The sequence below is a fragment of the Anaerotignum sp. genome (assembly GCF_031981185.1).
In the GTDB taxonomy this organism is placed as follows: Bacteria; Bacillota; Clostridia; order Lachnospirales; family Anaerotignaceae; genus Chakrabartyella.
On record NZ_DALYUL010000027.1, the window covers coordinates 1 to 22,042 of the forward strand.

A 22,042-nucleotide genomic window follows, 5' to 3' on the forward strand; every position below is an offset into this window, starting at 1 on the left:
TGCCGCAGCATCAATTTTGGGACCTCCTGGGTAGCCCATTCCAATAACTCTCGCCACCTTATCATATGCCTCACCAGCGGCGTCATCTCTGGTCTTGCCCAATATTTCATACTTACCGTAATCTGAGACATAAACCAAGTGAGAATGCCCTCCCGATACAACCAAGGCCATATAGGGGGGTTCAAAGTCTTTGTTCTCGATATAATTTGCACAAATATGCCCTTCAATGTGGTGTACGCCAATTAGTGGCTTATTCACTGCAAAAGCAAGGGCCTTCGCCTCTGCCAAGCCCACTAAAAGCGCACCTACCAGGCCGGGTCCATAAGTAACCCCAATGGCATCTACTTCCTGAAGGGTTAGTCCTGCCTCTTGCAAAGCTTGGGTAATTACCCCATCAATAGCCTCTATGTGCTTTCTAGATGCAATCTCAGGCACAACGCCACCATACAGGGTATGCAAGTCGATTTGAGAGGAAATGACGTTAGACAGCACCTCACGTCCGTTTTTCACAACGGCAGCCGCCGTTTCATCACAGGAGCTTTCAATTGCTAGTATATAAATATCTTTTTCATTTTTCATGTTTTTTGTCCTCCAAATCATCCTTAGGAAACAGGATGGTGGTACTCATTCTTTCTGAACCCAATACCGTATTAGGAAAAATATTTTGGGCAACCTCTAAAAACAGTTCAGGCTCATTGAGAGAAGGGCTGAAGTGGGTGAGCCAAAGAGCTTCTGCTTCCCCATCCTTGGCTAGCTGTGCCGCCTCAGAAAATAGCATATGCTTATTATCCTTTGCTTTTTGTATCTTTTCATCCTCGCCATACATTCCTTCGCAAATAAAAAGTTGAACGCCCCGAATAAAACTGCGCAGTCTGTCCGCTGGTCTGCTATCTGTACAATAGGCTATGCCTATTCCTGCTCTTGGATTTCCCAACACCATGTCAGAGGTATATGTCTTTCCATCAAACTCTAAGCGGCCTTCCTTTTGCAAACTGCCCCATAAGGTTTTGGGAAGACCCAATTCTTCCGCCTTCTTTACATCAAACTTTCCTCTACGCTGCAAGTCTATGCGATACGCATAGCATTTCACCATATGATCCGCCAAACAGTGTGAGATCATAAAATTGCCCACATGAATAGGATTTGGCGTATCCTTTCCAATTTCAATATATGTTAGTGGAAAAGGCAATTCCGGACAAATCCTGCAAAGTCCTTCCACAATATAAGCAAGTCCTTGTGGCCCGATTATCGTAAGGGGCTCTGTCCTTCCTGCATTGCCAATGGTTAGCAAAAGCCCAGGGAGTCCTGAGATATGATCCGCATGAAAATGGGTAATGCAAATCACATCAATGGATTTGAACCCCCACCCTTGCATCTTCATGGTCACCTGCGTACCCTCTCCACAGTCAATCAGTAAAAGCCGCCCGTTAATTCTGGCCAGCATTGCCGTTAAAAATCTTCCGGGCATGGGCATCATTCCGCCTGTTCCCAGCAAACAAATATCAAGCATATCTTTCTCCTTTGAATTTAAAAATTACCGTTACTTTTCATCATATCGTATTCCTTGTTAAAATACAAGTTTTGCCACAGAAAAGCATCAATATACTTTTTCCTTTTTTTGATTTCTTGAAAAAGGTTTACCTGCATTTTATATAACTTTTTATTTGCAAATGATAAGGATATAAACTTATCTGCTCTATCTCACTTCAGAACATTCCTTTTCCTACATTTTATTTTTTGTATAATTTAATCCTTTTTTGGCTCCCCAAACAAAATGTTCATTATAATGCAAAAAAATTTTATGTTTCAGGTACATAAACGTGTTCATCGGAATAGAAATACTAAGGGGGGGTTCTTATGCGTAGGAGATTTCGATATACACCATTAAAATGGATATGCGGGGTTATTTTCGTTTCTTTGGGCATAGGAATGCTTCTGGCCGTGCTAATACCCTATTGCATTCCTCTACTGGCACTTCTGTTTATCGGCGCGGGTATTTGGCTTATCTTTAATTTCTATCAGTGTTAAGTATTCCGTCATAATTCCATAAAACGAAAAAAAGCCTTTCTCCAAACTCGGAAAAAGGCTTTTAGCTCTCGGTCAATTAGATTGCACGTGTAACTTTATTTGCACGCATACATTTTGTGCAAACGTAAATAGATTTTACATTGCCGTTATTTTCAACGATTTTAACTTTCTTTACGTTGGGTTTCCACTTTCTATTCGCACGTCTACTAACCTGACTACGGTTAATGCTGATTCTATGACCTTTCATCTGGCTCTTTTCGCAAATTTCACATTTAGCCATGTCTGCACCTCCTCCACTACTGCTTTATGTGACATAACAAAGATATTTTAGCAGAAAAGACAAAGTTTTGCAAGGAAAATCAGTGGATAATTTGAGTTTTTTTTCCTCTTCCTCAATCCTTGGAACGAATTACATAAAGATATCCTTCAGTAAAATAAATTGTTGCCTCTTCTTTTGCCAAAACATTGCTTACTGCCACCATATCATCATCCAATGCCAAATCCCTGTTTATCAAGGGATATTCGAACCCTGTAAGGGTAATCCCCTTAACCATCATGGATAAGGGAATGGTGGATACCAAGTCCCCAATTTTTCCATGTATTGTAATCGGCTCATTCGCCAATTCAACGCAATTATTTTCATCCACCAATCTAGCTCGTTTTCCTTTTTTCAAAAGCCCCAAAAGTAAATGGGCATTGGCAAGGGAATGATCAAATCGAGAACCAAGCCCCCCCAGAAGAATTAAATCTGTGGCCCCCTTTTCCAAGGCCAAAGCAATCCCCAGCTGCATGTCCGTTTCATCTTTTCTGGCTGGAAACTGGTGTATAGGTATGTTTTTTTCTTTATAATAGTTCAATACTTCTTGGCTCACCGAGTCAAAATCCCCAACAATATAGTCGGGAGTTAAACCCATCGCCATAGTATGATGCAACCCACCATCACAACAGATAAGAACATCGGCGCCTTCTAAATACTCTTTGCAAAATGTATAATCCGAAATTTTTGCACCTGCAAAAATGACTGCCTTCATTTTACTCATACTCCTTAAAAATTTCAAAAAAATCTTTGCAAGCCTTGGCAATATTCTCTTTTCCGAATACTGCGGAGCCTGCAACGATTACATTTGCTCCAGCATCTAAAACAAGTTTAACATTTTCCTGGGTAATACCACCGTCAACTTGAACATCATACTCTAAGTTCATTTCTTTTTTCCACATAGCCAATTGATGAATTTTAGGAACCTGATTCTCCATAAATTTTTGTCCACCAAAGCCCGGTTCCACCGTCATAACCAAAACCATTTCCACATCTCTCAAGTATGGCTTCACTGCCTCCACAGGCGTATTAGGCTTAATAGTAATGCCTGCCTTTGCCCCTGTGCTGTGAATTAAATCAATTACCTTCTTGGGATCTTGTGTAGCTTCCAAGTGGAAGTTTATAATATCCGCACCGGCTTTGCGAAACTCTTCAACATATTTTTCAGGTTCAACTATCATTAAATGGGCATCAAAAATCATGTTACTCGCCTTGCGAATTCCTTTTATTACAGGAATCCCAAAAGAAATATTGGGTACAAAAACCCCATCCATTACATCCAAATGAATATATGGAGTACCTGCCTGCTCAATGATTGCCAGCTGTTCCCCGATTTTCGTAAAATCAATGGAAAGCATTGATGGAGAAAGATAAATTGCCATTTTATTTCTTCCTTTCCTCTTCCTTTTTCAGTTCTTGAACTATATTTACATACCGTTCGTAGCGCATAGGATTAATTGCTTTGCCGATTTGTGCCTTTACAACACAATCCGGCTCATTAATATGCATACAACCATGATAGTAGCATTCATGGACAAACGGTTCAAACTCTTTGAAATAGTACTGCAGTTTTTCCGATGGAATATGATTTAAAAACAGGGAAGTAAATCCAGGAGAATCCACAATATAGCTGTTTTCCGTTATTCTTATCAGCTCCGCATGTCTAGTTGTGTGACGCCCTCGTTGTATCTTCTGGCTAAGTTCCCCAGTGCTTAATTCTAGACCGGGAAATGCCGCATTAATTAAGCTGCTTTTTCCCACGCCTGAAGGACCAGCAAAAACAGAAATACTATGCTCCAGAGCCTGCCTCAATTCTTCCACACCATTGCCACTCTCTGCACTGGTGCATATCACCAAATATCCTGCCTGCCTATAAATTTTTGCAACTTCTTCATAATCCTGGTTTTTATCCTTGTCAATTTTGTTCAACACAATGATAATCTCCAGTTCCTGCTCCTCCGCAAGGAGCAGAAACCGATCTAATAAATCTAAGTTCATATCAGGACTTTTTGCCGCAAAAACAATAACCGCTTGATCAACATTGCTCACTTTAGGGCGAATTAGTTCATTTCTTCTTGGCAGTATTTCATCCAAACTACCTTTTTTGTTTTTTTCATCCAAAATGGAAATTTTCACGTGATCACCAACCGTAGGTCGGATGCCCTCTTTTCTGAAAATCCCCCTTGCACGGGTTTCAAAAACGCCTCTTTTTGTATCTATATAATAAAACCCACCGATTCCCTTAACAATTACGCCTTCAAGCATATGCCCTCCATCTTATTCCGAAAAATTAACATTTTGTGTCCATTGCAATTCATCGTCAATATAACAACTTACGGTGCCACTTCCTCTACCAGTTATAGAAACAGTATAAGGGAATTGTGTTGAATTTCTTGTCTCATCCACAACCGGGAAAAGACCATCTGCATCATTTTTCACAACTCGAACATATAAATCCCCATCTGAACCACTAGGTGCACTAATTGTAAATGACTTTGTTCCTGTTGTGGACACACCGCCGCCATTATTATTTCCATTATCTGTATTTCCATTATTTGTATTGCTATTATCTGTATTTCCATTATTACCATTTGGGGTAGGCTCATTCTCCACAGCCTTACCAGAGCTGATTACCAAATTCACAATACTTCCACTTGACACCTCTTGTCCAGCACTTAATGTTTGTGTCATAACCTTACCCTTATCCACAGTTTGGCTTTCCGCATAAGATACACTGCCAACAGTTAAGCCCACTACTGTCAAATCTTTTTTCGCCTGTTCCTCCGAAAGGCCCATTACACTAGGAACAGACACATTCTGATTCTCATCACCTTTACTTACCTTTAAAATAATGGAAGTTTTTGCGTTAATGCTTGCTCCAACATTAGGTGTTTGGTCTAATACAACGCCAACCTCTTTATCCTTGTCAAAAACATACTCACTTTTGGGTGCAGTCCCTACAAGGGAAATAATTTTGCTGGTAGCTGTTTTTTCATCTTCACCAATCAAAGAAGGCATGTCTTGTGAAGTCAATCCAAGGCTGGTTTTAATCCCAATCTTTGTGCCAGAAGAAGCCTTTGTGCCCTTCTGAACAGACTGATAAATAATATATCCTTCATCATAATAGTTGCTGTAATCTTGTCCTTCTTCCACCAATTCTAAGCCCATTTGTTTTGCTGCCGCTTGGGCATCGCTAAGTGGTACACCAATAAAGGTAGGAACTTCAATGTTCTTCTCCGATGCAATCAAACCGCCACTTAAAAGTTTCATCCCTAAAACGGAGATTACTCCAATAATTACCAAAGCGGTCACAATTGCAGCAAAAATAACTTTCTTCTCCGCTTTACGGTCATGTTCATTTCCATAATCCCCTTCTTTTCTGGGATTTCTACGCATTTTATTGGGCCTTTTACTTGTTTTCACAGGCTCCGCCTCCACATATTCATTTTCATAATCGTCTTCTTTTGATAAGCGAAGCTTCTTACCGTATTTTTCAAAGCTCACCATTGGTTCTCTTTCAGGCTGTGCTTCTACTTCCTCTGTTTTCTCAGAAAAAGTATTTTTATTCATTCTGATAAATTCAACTTCTTTTGGGTCTGCCGATTTAGTTGCCTCTAATTCTTCTTTTTCTCCAGTAGTTGATGCAGAATTGGATGAACTAGCCTCTTCTGTTTTTTCTTCCAGATTTTGTTGTTCTCTAAGCTCCGCAGCCACTTCCGCTCTTCTTGAGCGACGTACGCCGTGTGTACTACCGCCCACTGTTCCCGCTAAGGTCGCTGCCGTAACCGCTGCTTCAACTTCTTTTTTTACAGGTATTTCTGTATGTAAAAATCCCCCCGCCGTATCTGTCCTTGCTTTCAACAAATCTGCTAGCATCAGCTCAACGGTAGCATATCTTTCATCCGCTTTTTTCATCGTTGCCTTTTTTATAATGCCCTCGATTGCCGGGGTACAATTGGGGTTATATTGCCGAATATCAGGCAACTCCTCACTGATGTGCTTTAGGGCAATGGAGACAGAATTATGCCCATGAAAGGGCAAAACACCGGTAATCATTTCAAACATAGTGATACCCAAAGAGTAAATATCACTCTTTTCATCCACATAACCACCCCGTGCCTGCTCAGGAGAAAAATAATGAACAGAACCCGCTGCATTAGCTGTAGTGGTCATGGTGGATACTGTGGCCGCTCTAGCAATACCGAAGTCTGTAACTTTAATCACTCCATCCGTCCCAACCAAAATATTCTGAGGCTTAATATCTCTATGTATGATGTGCCCCTTATGGGCTTGAGCCAATGCAGAAGCAATCTGAATGGAAACATTTAGGGTAGAACGGGAGTCAAAGGGAGCCTTTTGACGAATTGCTTGCTTTAAAGTGTCCCCGTGAATATATTCCATAACAATATAATTGGTTTCGCCATCCTCTCCAACATCATAAACACGAACAATGTTGGGATGGGAAAGCCTTGCAGCGGAGCAAGCTTCGGAGCGAAATCTCTCAATAAATTCATCATCTCCGATAAACTCCTCACGCAAAACCTTAACGGTAACATATCTATCCAGTTTCTTATCCTTGCCCCGATATACCATCGCCATACCACCGGAGCCAATTTTCTCAATAATCTCATATCTATCCCCAAGGATAGTTCCGGGATTCAACAACATTAGTTCTTACCTCCTACATCAACCAAAATCAAGGAAATATTATCATATCCGCCTCTTTCATTGGCCATTTCAACCAATCTCTGCGCCTTTTTTTCCAAGGTAATCCGCTTGCCTATCACTTCCGCCATTTCCTTATCCGATACCATCCCAGAAAGTCCATCGGTACAAAGGAGTAAAATATCACCCTTTAGTGCATTCTCCACAACTGCATCTGTTTCAACGGTTTCTTTGATCCCCACAGCACGGGTAATAATATTTCTTTTAGGATGACTTGCCGCTTCCTCCTTCGTGATGGAGCCCAGTCGGACCAATTCCATAACATAAGAATGGTCTGTAGTAAGGGGATTTAACTCTTTTTTGCGAAATAAATAAGCACGGCTGTCCCCAACATATGCTACAAAAATTTTTCCATCCTGAACAGCAGCGGCAACCATGGTTGTACCCATCTCCGCAAATTCCCGTTCAGAATTGGATTTTTCATAAACAGCCCGATTGGATGCTGCCACGGCTTCCGCCAATAAATCAGGAATATCATCCTCGCTATGAGAATCTCTTTCCTTTTTAATATATTCTAAAAACGAGTCAATGGCATATTGACTGGCTACTTCTCCGGCATTGCAGCCTCCCATACCGTCTGCAACAATAAACAGGTTTTGAATCTCATCTTCAGGTAAAGGCACATAAAGGGCATCCTCATTATTCTTTCTGCATTTACCAATATCACTGATACCTATCGCTTTCAAGCAATCCACCTCCCCGGTGTACAAAATCCGTAATGAATTATCCTCAAGCTTAACCTCTTTTTTAGAAATCGATTACTATGATAACTCTCTTTTTTCTTTTAAATGACTGCGTCTTAGCTGACCGCAGGCTGCATCAATATCACTGCCTAATTTTCTGCGAATGGTGGTTTCCACTCCATTTTCTTGCAACAACGCCGCAAATCGCTTCACTCTATCATTGGAGCTTTTTGTATATTCACGCTCCTTCACGTCATTCACAGGAATTAAGTTTACATGGCAAAGCATATCCCGAAGTTTTTTGGCTAATTCTAGGGCACATTCATCACTATCGTTTACCCCACGCATCATTGCATATTCAAATGTAATCCTCCGCTTCGTTTTCTCAGCATAATCACGGCAAGCAACCAATAAGCGATCCATTGAATTTGCCCTTGCCACTGGCATAATGCTCTTCCTTATTTCATCGTTGGGTGCGTGAAGAGATACCGCAAGGGTAATTTGCAAATGCTCCTCTTCCAACTGATACATTTTTTCAATTAACCCACAGGTTGAAAGGGTTATATGTCTTTGCCCCATATTCTGCCCATCCGGATGGTTGATTAAATGTATAAATTTTACCACATTTTCGTAATTATCCAAAGGCTCTCCACTGCCCATCAACACCACGCCGCTAATGCGCTCACCACAATCCCTTTGTATCTCATAAACTTGAGAAAGCATTTCTCCTGCCGTCAAATTCCGCTCCACACCATCTAAGGTAGAGGCACAAAATTTACAACCCATACGACATCCCGCCTGGGTTGAAATGCACACAGTATTTCCATACTCATATTTCATCAATACGCTCTCAATGACGGAATCATTCTCCAAAGCAAAAAGATATTTTCTTGTTCCATCAACCTGAGATACCAATCTACGAACCATTTCTACGCCGCCTAAAACGGCATTTTGCTGTAGCTTTTCTCTCAGGCTCTTAGAAAGATTAGTCATCTCATCAAAGGAAGATACTTGTTTTTTATGGATCCATTCAAAAACCTGTTTTCCACGAAATTTGGGTTCCTTCATATCAGACAGAAAAAGCTGTAATTCTTCTAAACTCATGGATTTTAAATCGTTTTTTGCCATGTTTATCCTCTTCTCAATTTCGCAATAAAGAATCCATCCGTATTGCTTTTATGGGGTAACAGTGTAATATACCCATTTTCAGCGGTTTCCTGCCAAAGGGTCTGGGGCAGAAACTCCGTAATATTCTCTGCTGTAAAATCGGGGTGATTTTTTAAAAACCACTCCACGTTTTTTTCGTTTTCCTTTTTACATAGGGTACACGTACTATAAATCAATATTCCACCTTGCTTCACATATCTTGCCCCATTTTCCAGGATTTGACGCTGAATGGGCACCAAATGATCAATTTCATCTCCATTTTTCTTTAATCGAATATCGGGTTTTTTACCCATCAATCCTAGACCAGAGCAGGGTGCATCCACCAAAACACGGTCAAAGGTATCTGCATAATTATTGCAAAACTGCGTAGCGTCCTGCTGAATAGGCTCAATGATTGTAATGCCAAGTCGCTCAGCACCTTGGGATATTAATTCTATTTTATGCTCATATATATCGCCGCATACAAGCCGTCCTTCATTTTCCATTTTTTCAGCAATGGTAAAACTTTTTCCTCCTGGCGCGGCACACAGATCAAGAATTGTTTCTCCTTTTTGGGGATTCATAATCTCAATTGCAAGCTGAGAGCTTTCATCTTGCACATGAAACAATCCCTCAGCAAAGGCTTTTAACCTTCCAATATCAGCTGTTTTCTTTAAATGCAAGGCAGAAGAAACCAGTCTGCCATCGGCTACTGTTGTGCCTACCTTTTCTAAATCCTTTTTCAAAAAAGCTTTTTGGGTTTTTAACGTATTTACCCGTATGGTTACATCGGGAGAGCAATTATTCCCTCTACAAAGATTTTCCGTCTCTTCATATCCAAAATATGCAAGCCACATTTTAATCAGCCAAAGGGGGTGAGAATATTGAATATGCAAAAACTCAGCCGTACCCCTCTGGGGCAAGGTAATCTTTTCTTTTTCCCGCCCTACGGTGCGTAAAACACCATTTACAAACCCTTTTAACGGTTCCAATCCTCGTTCTGCAATCAATTTTACGCCTTCGTTGCATGCTGCAGAATCGGGTATCTTCATAAAGTACATTTGGTAGACAGCGGTACGCATCACCGCCAAAATCCATGGCTTCATTTTTTCCGTTTTGGTTTTAGAAAACTGATTGATGACATGGTCAATATAGTATATATTTCGCAAAGTTCCGTTTACTATTTCTGTTACCATGGCTCTATCCTTCGGCGGCATTGCCCCATTTTGGCGCAGAAGCCTTCTTAAAGCCATATTGTTATATGCCCCGTCTTCCATAATTTCCATTATAGCCTCGGCGGCAATCTCTCTTGGATTAATCTGTATCATTTTATTTACCCCTTCATCAGGAATGTCATCGAACACGGATGTCGACACCCGTTGAAAAAAGCTCGGTTCCTTTATATTTTTTTACCAATATCAGTCGAAGCCCATCTTGCAGATTCTACTCAGAAACCCTCTCGCTTTATATATCATTCGATAATCTGAAACGGATGGTATCATCCACCATTCTGTTCGTTTATCACTGAATAGAAACTGTCCGCCCTTTTCAAACAAAGGATGCAGCTTGCCATCAATACTAATATGGTGTTTCCTAATCCACTAAATTATTATTATAAAGTATTCGGTGCCATAGAGCAACATTTTTCGCCATTTCTCCGAGGATTTCATACTTTCACAAGAAATGGCAAAAGGCCGATTTTCAAAATGAAAAATCAGCCTTCTTATGATAATTAGTCACTTCTTCTTCCAAAAATACCAATCAAACGTAATAGCTGAAGGACTGCCACAATGGCCGCCGCAACATAGGTTAATGCTGCTGCCCGTAATACCTTTTTTGAACCCTCAACTTCACTTTCGTCCAAAAAGTTCTGCTCAACTAAAAGTTCAGTTGCTCTGGCAGATGCATCAAACTCCACAGGCAAAGTGATTAGTGTAAAAACTACCGATGCCGCAAAGAAGAGTATGCCGATCTGAATCATCAAATAACCGCTGTGACTGGAAAAAAGCATCCCAATAAAGATTAATGGCATGGCCAATCTAGACCCTAGATTTGCAACGGGATAAAAAAAGCTTCTCAGTGCAAGAGGGCCATATCCAACATCATGCTGAATGGCATGGCCTGTTTCATGGGCTGCCACACCCAAAGCCGCTACTGATACACTGTCATATACATTTTGAGAAAGACGTAGTGTTTTGGTGCGAGGATCATAGTGATCTGTAAGATTTCCGCCTACTCTCTCCACACTTACATCATAAATACCTGCGTTTTGCAGCATCATTGTTGCTACTTGTGCTCCAGTATAGCCTCGTTTGTTACGAACATTGGCATATTTGTTGTATGTGCCTGAAACATTGGCTTGTGCATACATGGTAAGTATTATAGCCAGAATTAATAAAATAAACATAATTGGTTCCTCCTTTTAATTTTCAAAAGTCTAAGAAAATCCGCTTCATAGATATGCTGGATACACCGAGTAAGCTAGATTTCTTGGAATAAGACTACTGTAAAAGGACGCCCTGATCTATGGCATGACCTCTCAAGTACGCATCCGCTGGCATTCGCTTTTTGCCTGTGGCTTGCAATTCTGTGATGATCAATGCCCCATCGCCGCACTTTACGACGAACCCCTTCTTGGTAATTTCAACAACTTCGCCGCATTTCCCCTGGCGATAGTCCCCTTCCGTTTTGGTTCCTTTAAAAAGTTTTAAAGGCTCCCCTTCGTACATTGTATATGCTCCCGGTGTCGGATCTAGTCCCCGCATGAGATTCAAAATTTCTTCTGCATTTTTTGTCCAATCAATATGCCCTGTTTCTTTTGTAATCATAGCGGCATAAGTTGCCTCCTCATGATTCTGAGGAATTCTTTCCACTGTTCCTGCCTGCAAGGCAGTCAAAGTCTCCAGAAGCAAATCTGCACCCGCCAATGCCATTTTATCATGAACAGAAGCAAAATTGTCCTCGGGTGTGATTGGTACTTCCGTCTTTAAAAGCATATCCCCCGTATCCATGCCCTTTGCCATAAACATCGTGGTAATTCCCGTTACTTTTTCACCATTTATAATAGACCATTGCATTGGCGCAGCCCCACGATACTTGGGGAGTAAAGAGCCATGTACGTTAATACAACCGTATTTGGGAATATTCAAAATACTTTCAGGTAATATCTGTCCGAAAGCAGTTACTGCTATCACATCGGGATTCAGCTCTTTCAGTAAGGCAACAAATTCAGGGTCTCTTGCCTTTTCAGGCTGATATACCTGAATGCCTTGCTCCAGTGCAAACTCCTTAACAGGGGTAGGGGTCAGTTTTTTCCCTCTGCCTTTAGGCTTATCCGGCTGACTCACAACAGCAATTACCTCATGCTGTGTCAGCAATGCCTTTAAAGAATACACCGCAAAATCCGGTGTACCCATAAAAATCACTCTCATGAGTTATTCCTCCTTAAACCTCTTCCACATCTTCCGGTGGAATGGCTTTGTCAATATATAAAACTCCATCTAGATGATCTGTTTCGTGGCAAAGAGCCACAGCCATCAACTCTTCTCCCTCCACAACAATCTTCTCACCATGGCGGTTTAAGGCTTCCACACGAACATATTCGGGCCGATCAACCAATTCACTTCTTCCGGGAACGCTTAAGCACGCCTCATAGTCAATTTGAGAACCCCTTTTTTCGACAACAACAGGGTTAATCAGTTCAATCAAACCCTCCCCAATATCAATAGTAACTATTCTCTTTAAAATACCTACCTGAGGTGCGGCAAGACCAACACCATTTGCAGCATACATAGTTTCAGCCATATCGTCCAACAGCGTAAGTGTGTTTTCATTAATTGCCTTTACTGGTTTACAAACTTTTCTCAAAATTTCATCTGTACTTAAGCGAATTTCTCTTGTTGCCATTTATCTTACCTCCTACAAATACTATCCATACAAAAACGATCTTCAGAATTTATAAAATTTCATAAATTCACTAGAAAATTTCATTTTTTACTTTTCTATCTTTAACTTCAATACTTCAAATCCCCAAAAAACTTTTTCCCATCCAAATAACGATAAAAAACAGGGTTTACCCTATATTTTAACATAAAGTATTCTATTATACAATATTCAAAGGATTTCGGGTTAATTGAAAATGGATTCCCTTCCCCACATTATGTTCTCCTTTACCCACACATTCGACTACAAATTGAACCAATGCATTCTCTTCTGGCCCTTGTATCAAAATCCGTTGTCGGTATTCTCCTCTGAATTTAAACAGCATTGCCGGCACAGGCCCCATAATAAAGAAGTTATTCTCTCTATTTTCTGCCTGTAATATTCCCCCCAGAACATCGGCCGCTCTTGCTGTCTCCCCACCATCTTCTCCGCTTATTACCACAGAGCAAAATGCACCAAAGGGAGGATATCCCATCATCTCGCGTAATAAAATTTCTTCCTCATAAAACCCCTTATAATTTTGCTCAGCCGCATGGGTAATGCAGTAATGTTTCGGCTGATAGGTTTGGATATAAACCTTTCCTCTATCATCAGTCCTGCCGGCCCGCCCCCCAGCCTGGGTAATTAATTGAAAGGTGTTTTCAGACGCATAAAAACTACCGGTATTTAGAGACGTGTCAGCAGCCATAATCCCAACCAAAGTTACATTGGGGAAATCATGCCCCTTTGCAATCATTTGTGTACCCACAAGAATATCGGCTTGTCCGTTGCGAAATGCCTCTAAAATTTGATTATGACTGTTTTTCCCCGTAGTGGTATCTAAGTCCATTCGAAGAATATTGGCTTTTGGAAATAGCCGCTTTGCTTCTTCCTCAATTTTTTGGGGACCAGTTCCAAAATAACGAATGTACTTGGAACCGCAAGCAGGGCAATTACGGGGGCTTTCCACTGTCTTACCGCAATAATGGCACATCAGCACTTCTTCTTTTGCATGATATGTATAAGAAATACCACACTCAGGACATCGCATCACATGACCGCAGCTGCGGCAGGACACAAAGGTTGCAAAACCTCTTCTATTTAAAAATAGCATGGTTTGCTGACCTTTCTCTAAAGCCCTTCCAATCTCCTCTTGTAAAACCCCGCTAAAGGCGGAGCGATTGCCCTCCTCCAGCTCTTTGCACATATCAATGATTTCCATTCGAGGAAGAGCTCCCCCTCCTGTTCTTTCTTTCAGTTCCAAAAGGAGATATTCTCCTTGCCTTGCCTTATGGTAGCTCACCAAATCAGGCGTTGCGCTGCCCATTAATAAAAGCGCACCTGTATCCTCCGCAAGCATCTTTGCCGCTTCTCTTACATCATACTTCGGCGTAATATCTGAAATATAACTGTTGTCATGCACCTCATCAATGATAATCATTCCCAAATCAGTAAAAGGCATAAACAGTGCTGATCTGGGACCGATCATGACAGAAATCTCTCCATCTCTGGCTTTTTTCCATTGATCAAGCCGTTCCCCAGGGGAAAGCCTGCTATGGGTAATGGACACAACATCACCAAAGCGAGAAATAAATCGCTCCATCATTTGAGGTGTTAGAGAGATTTCAGGAACCAATACCACCGCCTGTTTTCCCATGGCAAGTATTTTTGCAATGCTTTGCATATAAATTTCCGTTTTCCCACTTCCAGTAATTCCATGGAGGAGAATTGGCTTCTTCTTTTCCAAATTCATTTGATGTTCAATTTCTTCAAGTGCCTTTCTTTGTTCTTCCGTTGGATAAAAAGGCATGGTTCTTTCATAATCCTCAAGAGAAAAAACCTCTCTTTTTCTTTGGTTTCTTCGTTCCGATAAGACTCCTTTTTTCAAAAGGGTCTTTAACGGTGATTCACTAATTCCGCTTTTTTTAATTTCCTCGAGGGAAACTTCACCTTTTTCTTTCAATAATTGCAAGAGTTTTCTTTGTCCTAAAAGACGCTTGTCTACTTCTGCTTTTTTCAAGACCTCTTCCCACATAGAAGAGCCTTCGTTGATGGAATAAAAACGTTGTTCCATTTTATATTCCGAGCGAATCATCTTTTGTTTCAGGAGAAGTATTTTCTTTTTTTGCAACTGTCGCACTGCGTATTTACCGGCGCTGCCCAATACTTTTTCCAGTTCACTCAAGTCTACGGTATTGCCCATTTCTTTCAAGGCCTCTAACACCGCCATCTCCCCACCTTTACATGCAGAGATGTCCGCATTTTCATTCAGAGCCACTTGCCATATGCTTTTGGTTTTAATCCCCGTGGGCATAATGGCTTGCAAGCACTGGCTCAACGTGCAAAAATAGTTTTCCTTCATCCATTGTGCTAAATGGAGCATTTGAGGGGTAAAAATAGGTTTGCCATCATCGAGAATCTCAAGGATATCTTTTAGCTTATCAGGGGGAATCTCGCTTTCGTAAGCCAAAGAAAGTATGTATCCCTCTGTTTTGGTGTTTTTCCTCCCAAAAGGTACAATCACACGAACTCCTTCCTTCGCTTCATCTCGAAAAACTTCGGGAATGTGGTAGTCAAATACCCGATCGGTCTGTGGATTGTTCATTCCAACAATAACTCTGGCATACCGCATTTTATCCACCCCCTTCTATAATAAAATATACTGTCAAAAAGGCGATAAACAAATTACCTCACAAAAAATCTGCGTAAGATGTTTATCGCCCTCAATTCTTAATCTTCCGTTGGTTCCATAAATTCCGCAGTGTCATCTCTGAGAATCATTTCACCCTCATAAATAACTTCTTTAGCCTGACGCACCTTGATTTTCCCTTCGTAAAGCTCATTCACTGCAATAGAAACGGGTTTATCCACTTTAATCTTGCTTATCAAAGGCTCTGCGTGATCCACAAGCTGTCTTGCCCTTTTTGCTGCCGCAATCACGATGGTATATCTACTGCCTAAAGTAATATCATCTGTTTCTTCATTGATAACTTCCAATAAATCTGTATAAGAAGGTCTTAACATTCCTACATCTCTCCTTTAAATATCTTTTTTATGTTGGGATTTCTGCTGCACTTCATTCTTTCTGCCTGAACAATGGCAAGCAAGTCCTCCGTAGCCTCTTCAACGGTATCGTTAATGACCACATAGTCATATTCCTGAGCCAATTCCATTTCTTCCAAGGCTCTATGAATTCTACGGTTTATGGTATCTTTATCCTCAGTGCCTCGATTGGTTAGGCGTCTACCCAATTCCTCTAAATTCGGAGGCATCAAAAAAACCAAAACGCCATCGGGATAAATTTTCTTCACCTGAAGCGCGCCCTGTACTTCAATCTCAAGGATTACGTTTTTCCCTTGGGACAACTGCTCTACCACATATTTACGGGGTGTACCATAATAGTTCCCGCAAAATTCTGCCCACTCTAAAAGCTCTTTATGCTCCTGCATGCGCAAAAACTCTTCCCTCGTATGGAAGAAATAATGCACTCCATCGATTTCATAATCTCTGGGTGATCTTGTCGTCGCCGAAATAGATAACGAAAAATTATCTCTTTTACAAAGTTGTTCCACCACCGTACCCTTACCTGAACCGGAAGGCCCGGAAATAATTAGCAATACACCTTGTTTCTTCATTGTTAATTCCCCTTCTGCTCTGATAAAAGCCTGCCGCCCACTGTTTCAGGCATATTGGGTGAAAGCACCAAATGCCCGTTATCCATAATAATCACGCAACGGGTTTTTCTGCCATAGGTTGCATCGATTAAATTTCCTTTTTCTTTCCCCTCTTGTACAATGCGCTTAATTGGGGCAGAATCAGGGCTGACAATGGCAATGACCCGATTTGCAGATACTACATTTCCATATCCGATATTCAAAAATTGAATTCTTTCCATGCCACCACCCCAACTACTCTAAATTTTGAATCTGCTCGCGAATTTTTTCAATTTCACTTTTCAGTTCGATGGTTGCCTGCACAATTTGTATATCATTTGCCTTAGAAGCAATGGTATTGGATTCTCTATTCATTTCTTGCACAAGGAAATCCAACTTTCTACCTACCTGACCACCTTTATCCAAAATATCGGCAAGCTGAACCAAGTGGCTTTCCAAACGGGTTATTTCTTCATCCACACAACCTCTGTCGGCAAAAACCGCAACTTCCGTTGCAATGCGTTGTGGGTCCACATCAATACCGCCCAATAAATCCTTTAAACGGTTATTCAGTTTTTCCCTATATTCCTCAACAACCAAAGGAGAACGTTCCTTTACTTCACCAACCAAAGTCAGAATTCGTTTTCCCTTTGCTAAAATATCTTTTTTTAAAGCTTCCCCCTCTGTCTGACGCATGGAAGCAAAACGAGTTACCGCCTCATCCAAAGCCGGCAATAATGCATCCCAAATAACAGACTCATCCTTTTGGGATTTCTCCACAGTAATCACATCAGGGAATTTTGCTGTCAAATCCAAAAGATTGCCGCCATCAAAGCCAATGCTACTCTGCAAAACTTTAAGTTTTTCATAGTAAGCCTTTGCTAAAGCTTCATTTAGCTTCACCTCAACATCATCCAAGGCAAAGGTTTCAAAGCTAACATAAACATCCGTCTTTCCACGAAAAACTTGTTTCATTATGTGTTTTTTAATTTTGTCTTCAAGGCTAGCTAAAGATCGGGGTAATTTAATACTAATATCATTATATCTATGATTTACGGATTTTAGTTCTATGGTAAATTTTCTGTCCTCAGCAATGTGCTCACCTCGGCCGTATCCCGTCATACTTCTAACATTTGTACCCATATCCTTTTTCCTCTCTGTGCGTTCACTTCAATTTTCATTACAAACAGAGGCTTTTTTTGTTAGCTTGTATTTTGCAAACAAGCTCAAAAAAGCCTGCAAAAGACCAAAAACCCATATGACGTGAGTCGATCCTTCAGACATACATTGCTCCCCATTATAGCCTATAGACACGCAAATATCAAGGAAAACCTAGAAATTAGCACTTATTTTTTAATCAAATTTTAATTTTTCTCCTTCGTGTAATTTTCTTCCTGCTATGTTATACTATACCGACACATGAAAACAATGAAGGAGGAACGTCCATGGCTTTAGACGGTATTACCGCAGCAGCTATCATTCACGAACTGAAAACAAATCTAATCGGCGGCAGAATCGACAAAATTCATCAACCCGTGGCAGATGAAATACGTTTTTCTGTAAGAAGTACGGGCGTTGTCCATAAAATATTAGCTTCTGCAAATTCCAGTAATCCAAGAATCCATTTTACAGAAACAGCAAGGGAAAATCCTATGACTGCTCCCTTGTTCTGCATGGTTTTGCGTAAGCACATTGCAGGGGGTAAAATTATTGATATTTGCCAGCCCAATTTTGAACGTATTATTATACTTAAAATTGAATCTGCAAATGAAATGGGAGATATGACAATAAAAAACTTAATTTTAGAGATTATGGGAAAACACAGCAATCTAATTTTGACCGACGAAAATGGACGAATTTTAGATTCTATCAAGCGTGTTTCCCACGAGAAAAGCTCTGTAAGAGAAGTATTGCCCGGGAAAGATTATGTTTTACCACCCTCACAAAACAAAAAGAACCCACTTGACGCAGAAAAGGCGGACTTCTTGTTTGCCCTTGCTCTACAGGCAGGCCAAAAGCTGCAAGAATTTCTATATAAAACATATACAGGAATCAGCCCCATTATGGCAGGAGAAATTTGCTTCCGTGCCGCTTTAGATCCCTCTGATGCCTGTCAGCAGATAACGCCAGAGAAAGGTGAAGCCCTATTTTATGCCTTTCAGGCTGTTATGAAGGAGGTTAAGCTGGCAAATTTCACTCCGAAACTATACTCCCATCCCAATTCCAATCGGGTTTTGGATTTCGGGGTAATTGAAATGACGGAATTTAATGCATTCCAGCAAAAAGCCTTCCCTTCGATTTCAGCACTTTTAGAAACCTTCTATCAAGAACGAGATCATGCTTCTCACATCAAGCAAAAAGCCCACGATATGCGTCGGTTGGTTAGCTCAAACATTGAACGTTGTGTAAAGAAAAAGGAAATACAGTTAAAAACCCGCAAAGATGTGGCAGATATGGAAAGCTGGAGAAAAAAAGGTGAGCTCTTAACTGCCAATATTTACGCTATCCCGCAAGGGGTCACGACCTTCCGCACCACAGATTTTTATGACGAGGCTATGGGTGAAATAGAAATCTCACTAGACCCCACAAAAACCCCCGCGGAAAACGCACAAAAATATTTTTCTCGTTATAATAAAGCGAAACGAACACTTGCAGCATTAGAAATACAAGAAAAGCAAAATGAGGAAGAGCTTATTTATTTGGAAAGTGTGCTAAATGCATTGGAAAATGCCTCTGATGAAGCAGATTTGTCGGAAATCAGAACAGAATTGGCAGAAAGCGGGTTTGTGCGTCGCCAAACTCCAAAAAAAGGTGCGCCTAAGGCAAAAAAAGCAAAGCCTTTGCATTTCACCTCCTCTGACGGCTATGAAATATATGTAGGAAAGAGCAATCTGCAAAATGATGAGCTTACGCTGCGCTTTGCAGACAGCTTGGATATTTGGCTGCATACCAAAGAAATTCCCGGCTCCCATGTTATTATTCGTACCAACGGAACAGGTACCGCCAGTGATACAGCATTGGAAGAAGCTTCAAACTTAGCCGCGTTCTTTAGCAAAGCAAAAAATAGCAGTATGGTTCCGGTTGACTATACACAACGGAAAAATGTAAAAAAGCCCAATGGGGCCAAACCCGGTATGGTCATTTATTTGACCAACCGTACCATTTATGTAACGCCTGATGAAGAAAAGGTAAAATCTATGCAATCTTTATAAGTGATTGCACCTAAATGATAATTGCTATCGAAGAAAAGGCGGAAAAATTCCGCCTATTTTTAACGAGTTATTTCTGATCATCAAAGCATTACCCATTAATTCTTATATGATTTGTCCAGATGCGTAAACAAATACAATGTTTTCAATTTAAAGTATTTTTTCCAACCTGGGAAGAAGTGCAATCATATAAGCGTACGTACAAGTCATCAGTCACCAATTGTACGGTGTTACTTTAGGACTACTAATTTTGAATTGAGGTTTATTTATGCAAAATGAACTAGCAAAAGATTTTAATTTGTCCTCTCTTTTGCGTTTTACCTTTCCCACCATTACTATGCTGGTGTTTGTGGCTACCTATACTATTGTAGACGGTATCTTTGTCGCTCGATATGTAGGTACAGAAGCTTTATCAGCTACCAATATTGTATTTCCCCTCATCAATATTTTAATGGGTGTGGGCATTATGCTGGGTACAGGCGGCAGTGCGGTCATCGGTCGTCAGTTAGGGGAAGGGCGAACAGACGAGGCACGAAGCAGCTTTACTTTAATTATCGCTTTTAGCGCACTATTAGGGTTCATTCTCTCTGGTGTTTCTTTTATCTTTATTAGCCCTTTATGCCGCTTTTTAGGCGCAAATAATTCCCTTTTGCCCTACTGCATAGATTATGGCAAAATTCTTATGTCTTTATATTTTGTTGCCGTAATTCAAGTGCTGTTTCAAACCTTATTCGTAACAGCAGGAAAACCACACCTTGGCCTATGGTTGAATGTCATTTCAGGTGTTTCAAATATCTTTTTTGACTATCTATTTATCGTGGTGCTGGATTGGGGAATTGCAGGAGCCGCTTGGGGCACTGCATCCAGTTTTCTTATTGGAGGGTTATTCCCCCTTTGGTATTTCGCAAAACCCAGGGCTATTCTATATTTTGTAAAACCAAAGTGGAATGGAAAAGCCATACTTTCCAGTATTCTAAACGGTTCCTCAGAAATGGTGACCTCAGCAGCAATGGCAGTCACCACCTTTCTGTTTAACCTAACAATGATGAAAACTCTAGGACAAAATGGCGTTGCTGCAATCACAATCATTCTATATACCCAATTTCTATTTTCAGCAGCATATATGGGCTTTTCCAACGGTGCTGCTCCTATTTTCAGCTACATTTACGGAAGTAGGAATAACCAAAGAATGAAAAGTATGTTTAAACTATGCACTCAAATTATTTTGGTGTCGTCGGTTGCAATCTCTGTTTTTTCTTTTTTTATGGCAATTCCAACCATTTCGATTTTTACGCCTAAACATACAGATACCTATGAAATTGCACTCCACGGATATCATATATTCGCTTGGAATTTTTTATTTTCCGGCATTAATATCTTTGCTTCGTCTTTTTTCACGGCATTGTCCAATGGATTGCTTTCTGCTATTATTTCGTTTCTAAGAACGTTCTTTTTTGTTACCGTTTGCATTCTGTTCTTGCCCAATGTACTTGGCATCAACGGAATCTGGCTTTCCATTCCCATCGCTGAGGGATTGACAGCTATTTTGGCGATTAGCCTGCTTTATATTGGAAATAAGCAATATCATTATTTGCGATAATCAGGTAGGTGTTTCTCTGATATTAAATTCAAACTTGGTATTAAAATAAGCTTAAAAACAAAGAGAAATGCAAACAAACTTTTGCATTTCTCTTTTTAAAATTAACCATATCCATAGTCCATTCTGACCCTCCCCCTAAACATTTAAAAATCACGCCACTATCTCAATCTGTTGCCTAACGTACTATCATTGAGAGCAAAAAAATAAAGCCCACCAAAAATGGTGGACTTTAAACTTATTTTGCGTATTCAATTGCTCTGGTTTCCCGAATCAAGTTTACCTTAATCTGACCGGGATATTCCAGTTCTTCTTCTATCTTCTTAGCAATTTCTCTTGCAAGAAGCGTCATTCCCTCGTCATTTACATCCTCGGGTATTATCACAATTCGCAATTCACGGCCCGCTTGAATTGCAAAGGATTTTTCAACACCTTTGAAGTTGTCAGCAATTTCTTCCAACTTCTGTAATCTTTTTATATAAGATTCCAAAGTTTCACGTCTAGCGCCAGGTCTAGCCGCGGAAATGGCATCTGCCGCCTGAACCAAAACAGCCACAATACTCTGGGGCTCCACATCACCGTGGTGTGCCTCAACTGCATTGATAATTAGCTGATTTTCCTTGTAGCGCTTTAACAGCCCTGCACCTATGCTAACATGGGAACCTTCCATCTCATGATCCACACTTTTACCGATATCATGAAGCAAACCTGCTCTTTTTGCCAATGTTGTATCAACACCCAGCTCCGCAGCCATAAGTCCTGCC

The 22,042-nt window shown here is 40.6% G+C and carries 22 protein-coding genes; 3 read left to right on the plus strand and 19 right to left on the minus strand.

All coding sequences use genetic code 11. The features are described 5' to 3' along the window. On the minus strand, positions 1-579 hold a 579-nt coding region (locus RTK36_RS13640; RefSeq protein ID WP_312047792.1), incomplete at its 3' end, for a tRNA (adenosine(37)-N6)-threonylcarbamoyltransferase complex transferase subunit TsaD. After that, positions 569-1,510 (minus strand): ribonuclease Z, encoded by a 942-nt coding sequence (locus RTK36_RS13645; RefSeq protein WP_312047793.1) that lies wholly within the window; start codon positions 1,508-1,510, stop codon positions 569-571. The genes RTK36_RS13645 and RTK36_RS13640, both read right to left, overlap by 11 nt. A gap of 347 nt (positions 1,511-1,857) precedes the next feature. Here RTK36_RS13645 and RTK36_RS13650 point away from each other — a divergent pair, with 347 nt between their 5' ends. After that, the gene (locus RTK36_RS13650; RefSeq protein WP_256150092.1) at positions 1,858-2,028 is read left to right on the plus strand and encodes a hypothetical protein; all 171 of its coding nucleotides are present in this window, start codon (positions 1,858-1,860) and stop codon (positions 2,026-2,028) included. 76 nt (positions 2,029-2,104) lie between these two features. Here RTK36_RS13650 and RTK36_RS13655 read toward each other — a convergent pair whose 3' ends face one another. The 16 genes from RTK36_RS13655 to RTK36_RS13730 form a co-directional block, all read right to left on the minus strand. Beyond that, positions 2,105-2,308 (minus strand): large ribosomal subunit protein bL28, encoded by a 204-nt coding sequence (locus RTK36_RS13655; protein WP_312047794.1) that lies wholly within the window; start codon positions 2,306-2,308, stop codon positions 2,105-2,107. Positions 2,309-2,420: 112 nt separating this feature from the next. Then, positions 2,421-3,059, minus strand: a complete 639-nt coding sequence (locus RTK36_RS13660) for a thiamine diphosphokinase (protein WP_312047795.1) — start codon at positions 3,057-3,059, stop codon at positions 2,421-2,423. 1 nt (position 3,060) lies between these two features. Beyond that, the gene (gene rpe / locus RTK36_RS13665; protein ID WP_312047796.1) at positions 3,061-3,726 is read right to left on the minus strand and encodes a ribulose-phosphate 3-epimerase; all 666 of its coding nucleotides are present in this window, start codon (positions 3,724-3,726) and stop codon (positions 3,061-3,063) included. Between the two features lies 1 nt (position 3,727). Continuing rightward, positions 3,728-4,609, minus strand: coding sequence for a ribosome small subunit-dependent GTPase A (gene rsgA / locus RTK36_RS13670; RefSeq protein ID WP_312047797.1), 882 nt, complete (start codon positions 4,607-4,609; stop codon positions 3,728-3,730). Between the two features lie 12 nt (positions 4,610-4,621). Next, positions 4,622-7,012 carry a protein kinase domain-containing protein gene (locus RTK36_RS13675; protein ID WP_312047798.1) on the minus strand — a complete coding sequence of 797 codons (2,391 nt, stop codon included), beginning with the start codon at positions 7,010-7,012 and terminating at the stop codon, positions 4,622-4,624. Further along, positions 7,012-7,755, minus strand: a complete 744-nt coding sequence (locus RTK36_RS13680) for a Stp1/IreP family PP2C-type Ser/Thr phosphatase (protein ID WP_312047799.1) — start codon at positions 7,753-7,755, stop codon at positions 7,012-7,014. Before RTK36_RS13680 ends, RTK36_RS13675 begins: the two co-directional genes overlap by 1 nt. A 75-nt stretch (positions 7,756-7,830) precedes the next feature. Then, positions 7,831-8,880: a 23S rRNA (adenine(2503)-C(2))-methyltransferase RlmN gene (gene rlmN, locus RTK36_RS13685; RefSeq protein WP_312047800.1), complete on the minus strand. Its 1,050-nt coding sequence runs from the start codon at positions 8,878-8,880 to the stop codon at positions 7,831-7,833. Between the two features lie 2 nt (positions 8,881-8,882). Continuing rightward, complete coding sequence (rsmB, locus tag RTK36_RS13690) at positions 8,883-10,226, minus strand: 16S rRNA (cytosine(967)-C(5))-methyltransferase RsmB (protein ID WP_312047801.1); 1,344 nt, start codon at positions 10,224-10,226, stop codon at positions 8,883-8,885. A 404-nt stretch (positions 10,227-10,630) separates the two neighbouring features. Beyond that, the gene (locus RTK36_RS13695; RefSeq protein WP_312047802.1) at positions 10,631-11,305 is read right to left on the minus strand and encodes a zinc metallopeptidase; all 675 of its coding nucleotides are present in this window, start codon (positions 11,303-11,305) and stop codon (positions 10,631-10,633) included. Positions 11,306-11,399: 94 nt separating this feature from the next. Further along, positions 11,400-12,329 carry a methionyl-tRNA formyltransferase gene (gene fmt, locus RTK36_RS13700; protein ID WP_312047803.1) on the minus strand — a complete coding sequence of 310 codons (930 nt, stop codon included), beginning with the start codon at positions 12,327-12,329 and terminating at the stop codon, positions 11,400-11,402. 13 nt (positions 12,330-12,342) lie between these two features. Continuing rightward, on the minus strand, positions 12,343-12,804 hold the full coding sequence (gene def / locus RTK36_RS13705; protein WP_312047804.1) for a peptide deformylase: 462 nt from the start codon (positions 12,802-12,804) through the stop codon (positions 12,343-12,345). A 196-nt stretch (positions 12,805-13,000) separates the two neighbouring features. Continuing rightward, positions 13,001-15,451 (minus strand): primosomal protein N', encoded by a 2,451-nt coding sequence (gene priA / locus RTK36_RS13710; protein ID WP_312047805.1) that lies wholly within the window; start codon positions 15,449-15,451, stop codon positions 13,001-13,003. 98 nt (positions 15,452-15,549) lie between these two features. Continuing rightward, a complete protein-coding gene (gene rpoZ, locus RTK36_RS13715) occupies positions 15,550-15,843 on the minus strand; it encodes a DNA-directed RNA polymerase subunit omega (protein ID WP_312047806.1) in 294 nt (97 codons plus the stop codon). 2 nt (positions 15,844-15,845) lie between these two features. After that, positions 15,846-16,454: a guanylate kinase gene (gene gmk / locus RTK36_RS13720; protein ID WP_312047807.1), complete on the minus strand. Its 609-nt coding sequence runs from the start codon at positions 16,452-16,454 to the stop codon at positions 15,846-15,848. Between the two features lie 2 nt (positions 16,455-16,456). Then, positions 16,457-16,714: a DUF370 domain-containing protein gene (locus RTK36_RS13725; protein ID WP_312047808.1), complete on the minus strand. Its 258-nt coding sequence runs from the start codon at positions 16,712-16,714 to the stop codon at positions 16,457-16,459. Between the two features lie 13 nt (positions 16,715-16,727). After that, positions 16,728-17,615 (minus strand): YicC/YloC family endoribonuclease, encoded by an 888-nt coding sequence (locus RTK36_RS13730; RefSeq protein WP_312047809.1) that lies wholly within the window; start codon positions 17,613-17,615, stop codon positions 16,728-16,730. A 302-nt stretch (positions 17,616-17,917) separates the two neighbouring features. Here RTK36_RS13730 and RTK36_RS13735 point away from each other — a divergent pair, with 302 nt between their 5' ends. Together RTK36_RS13735 and RTK36_RS13740 are read left to right on the plus strand one after the other, a co-directional pair. Continuing rightward, a complete protein-coding gene (locus RTK36_RS13735; RefSeq protein WP_312047810.1) occupies positions 17,918-19,684 on the plus strand; it encodes an Rqc2 family fibronectin-binding protein in 1,767 nt (588 codons plus the stop codon). 265 nt (positions 19,685-19,949) lie between these two features. After that, complete coding sequence (locus tag RTK36_RS13740) at positions 19,950-21,281, plus strand: MATE family efflux transporter (RefSeq protein ID WP_312047811.1); 1,332 nt, start codon at positions 19,950-19,952, stop codon at positions 21,279-21,281. Between the two features lie 235 nt (positions 21,282-21,516). Here RTK36_RS13740 and RTK36_RS13745 read toward each other — a convergent pair. Next, positions 21,517-22,042, minus strand: a 526-nt coding sequence (locus RTK36_RS13745; RefSeq protein WP_312047812.1) for an HD domain-containing protein, incomplete at its 5' end; no start/stop codon positions are given.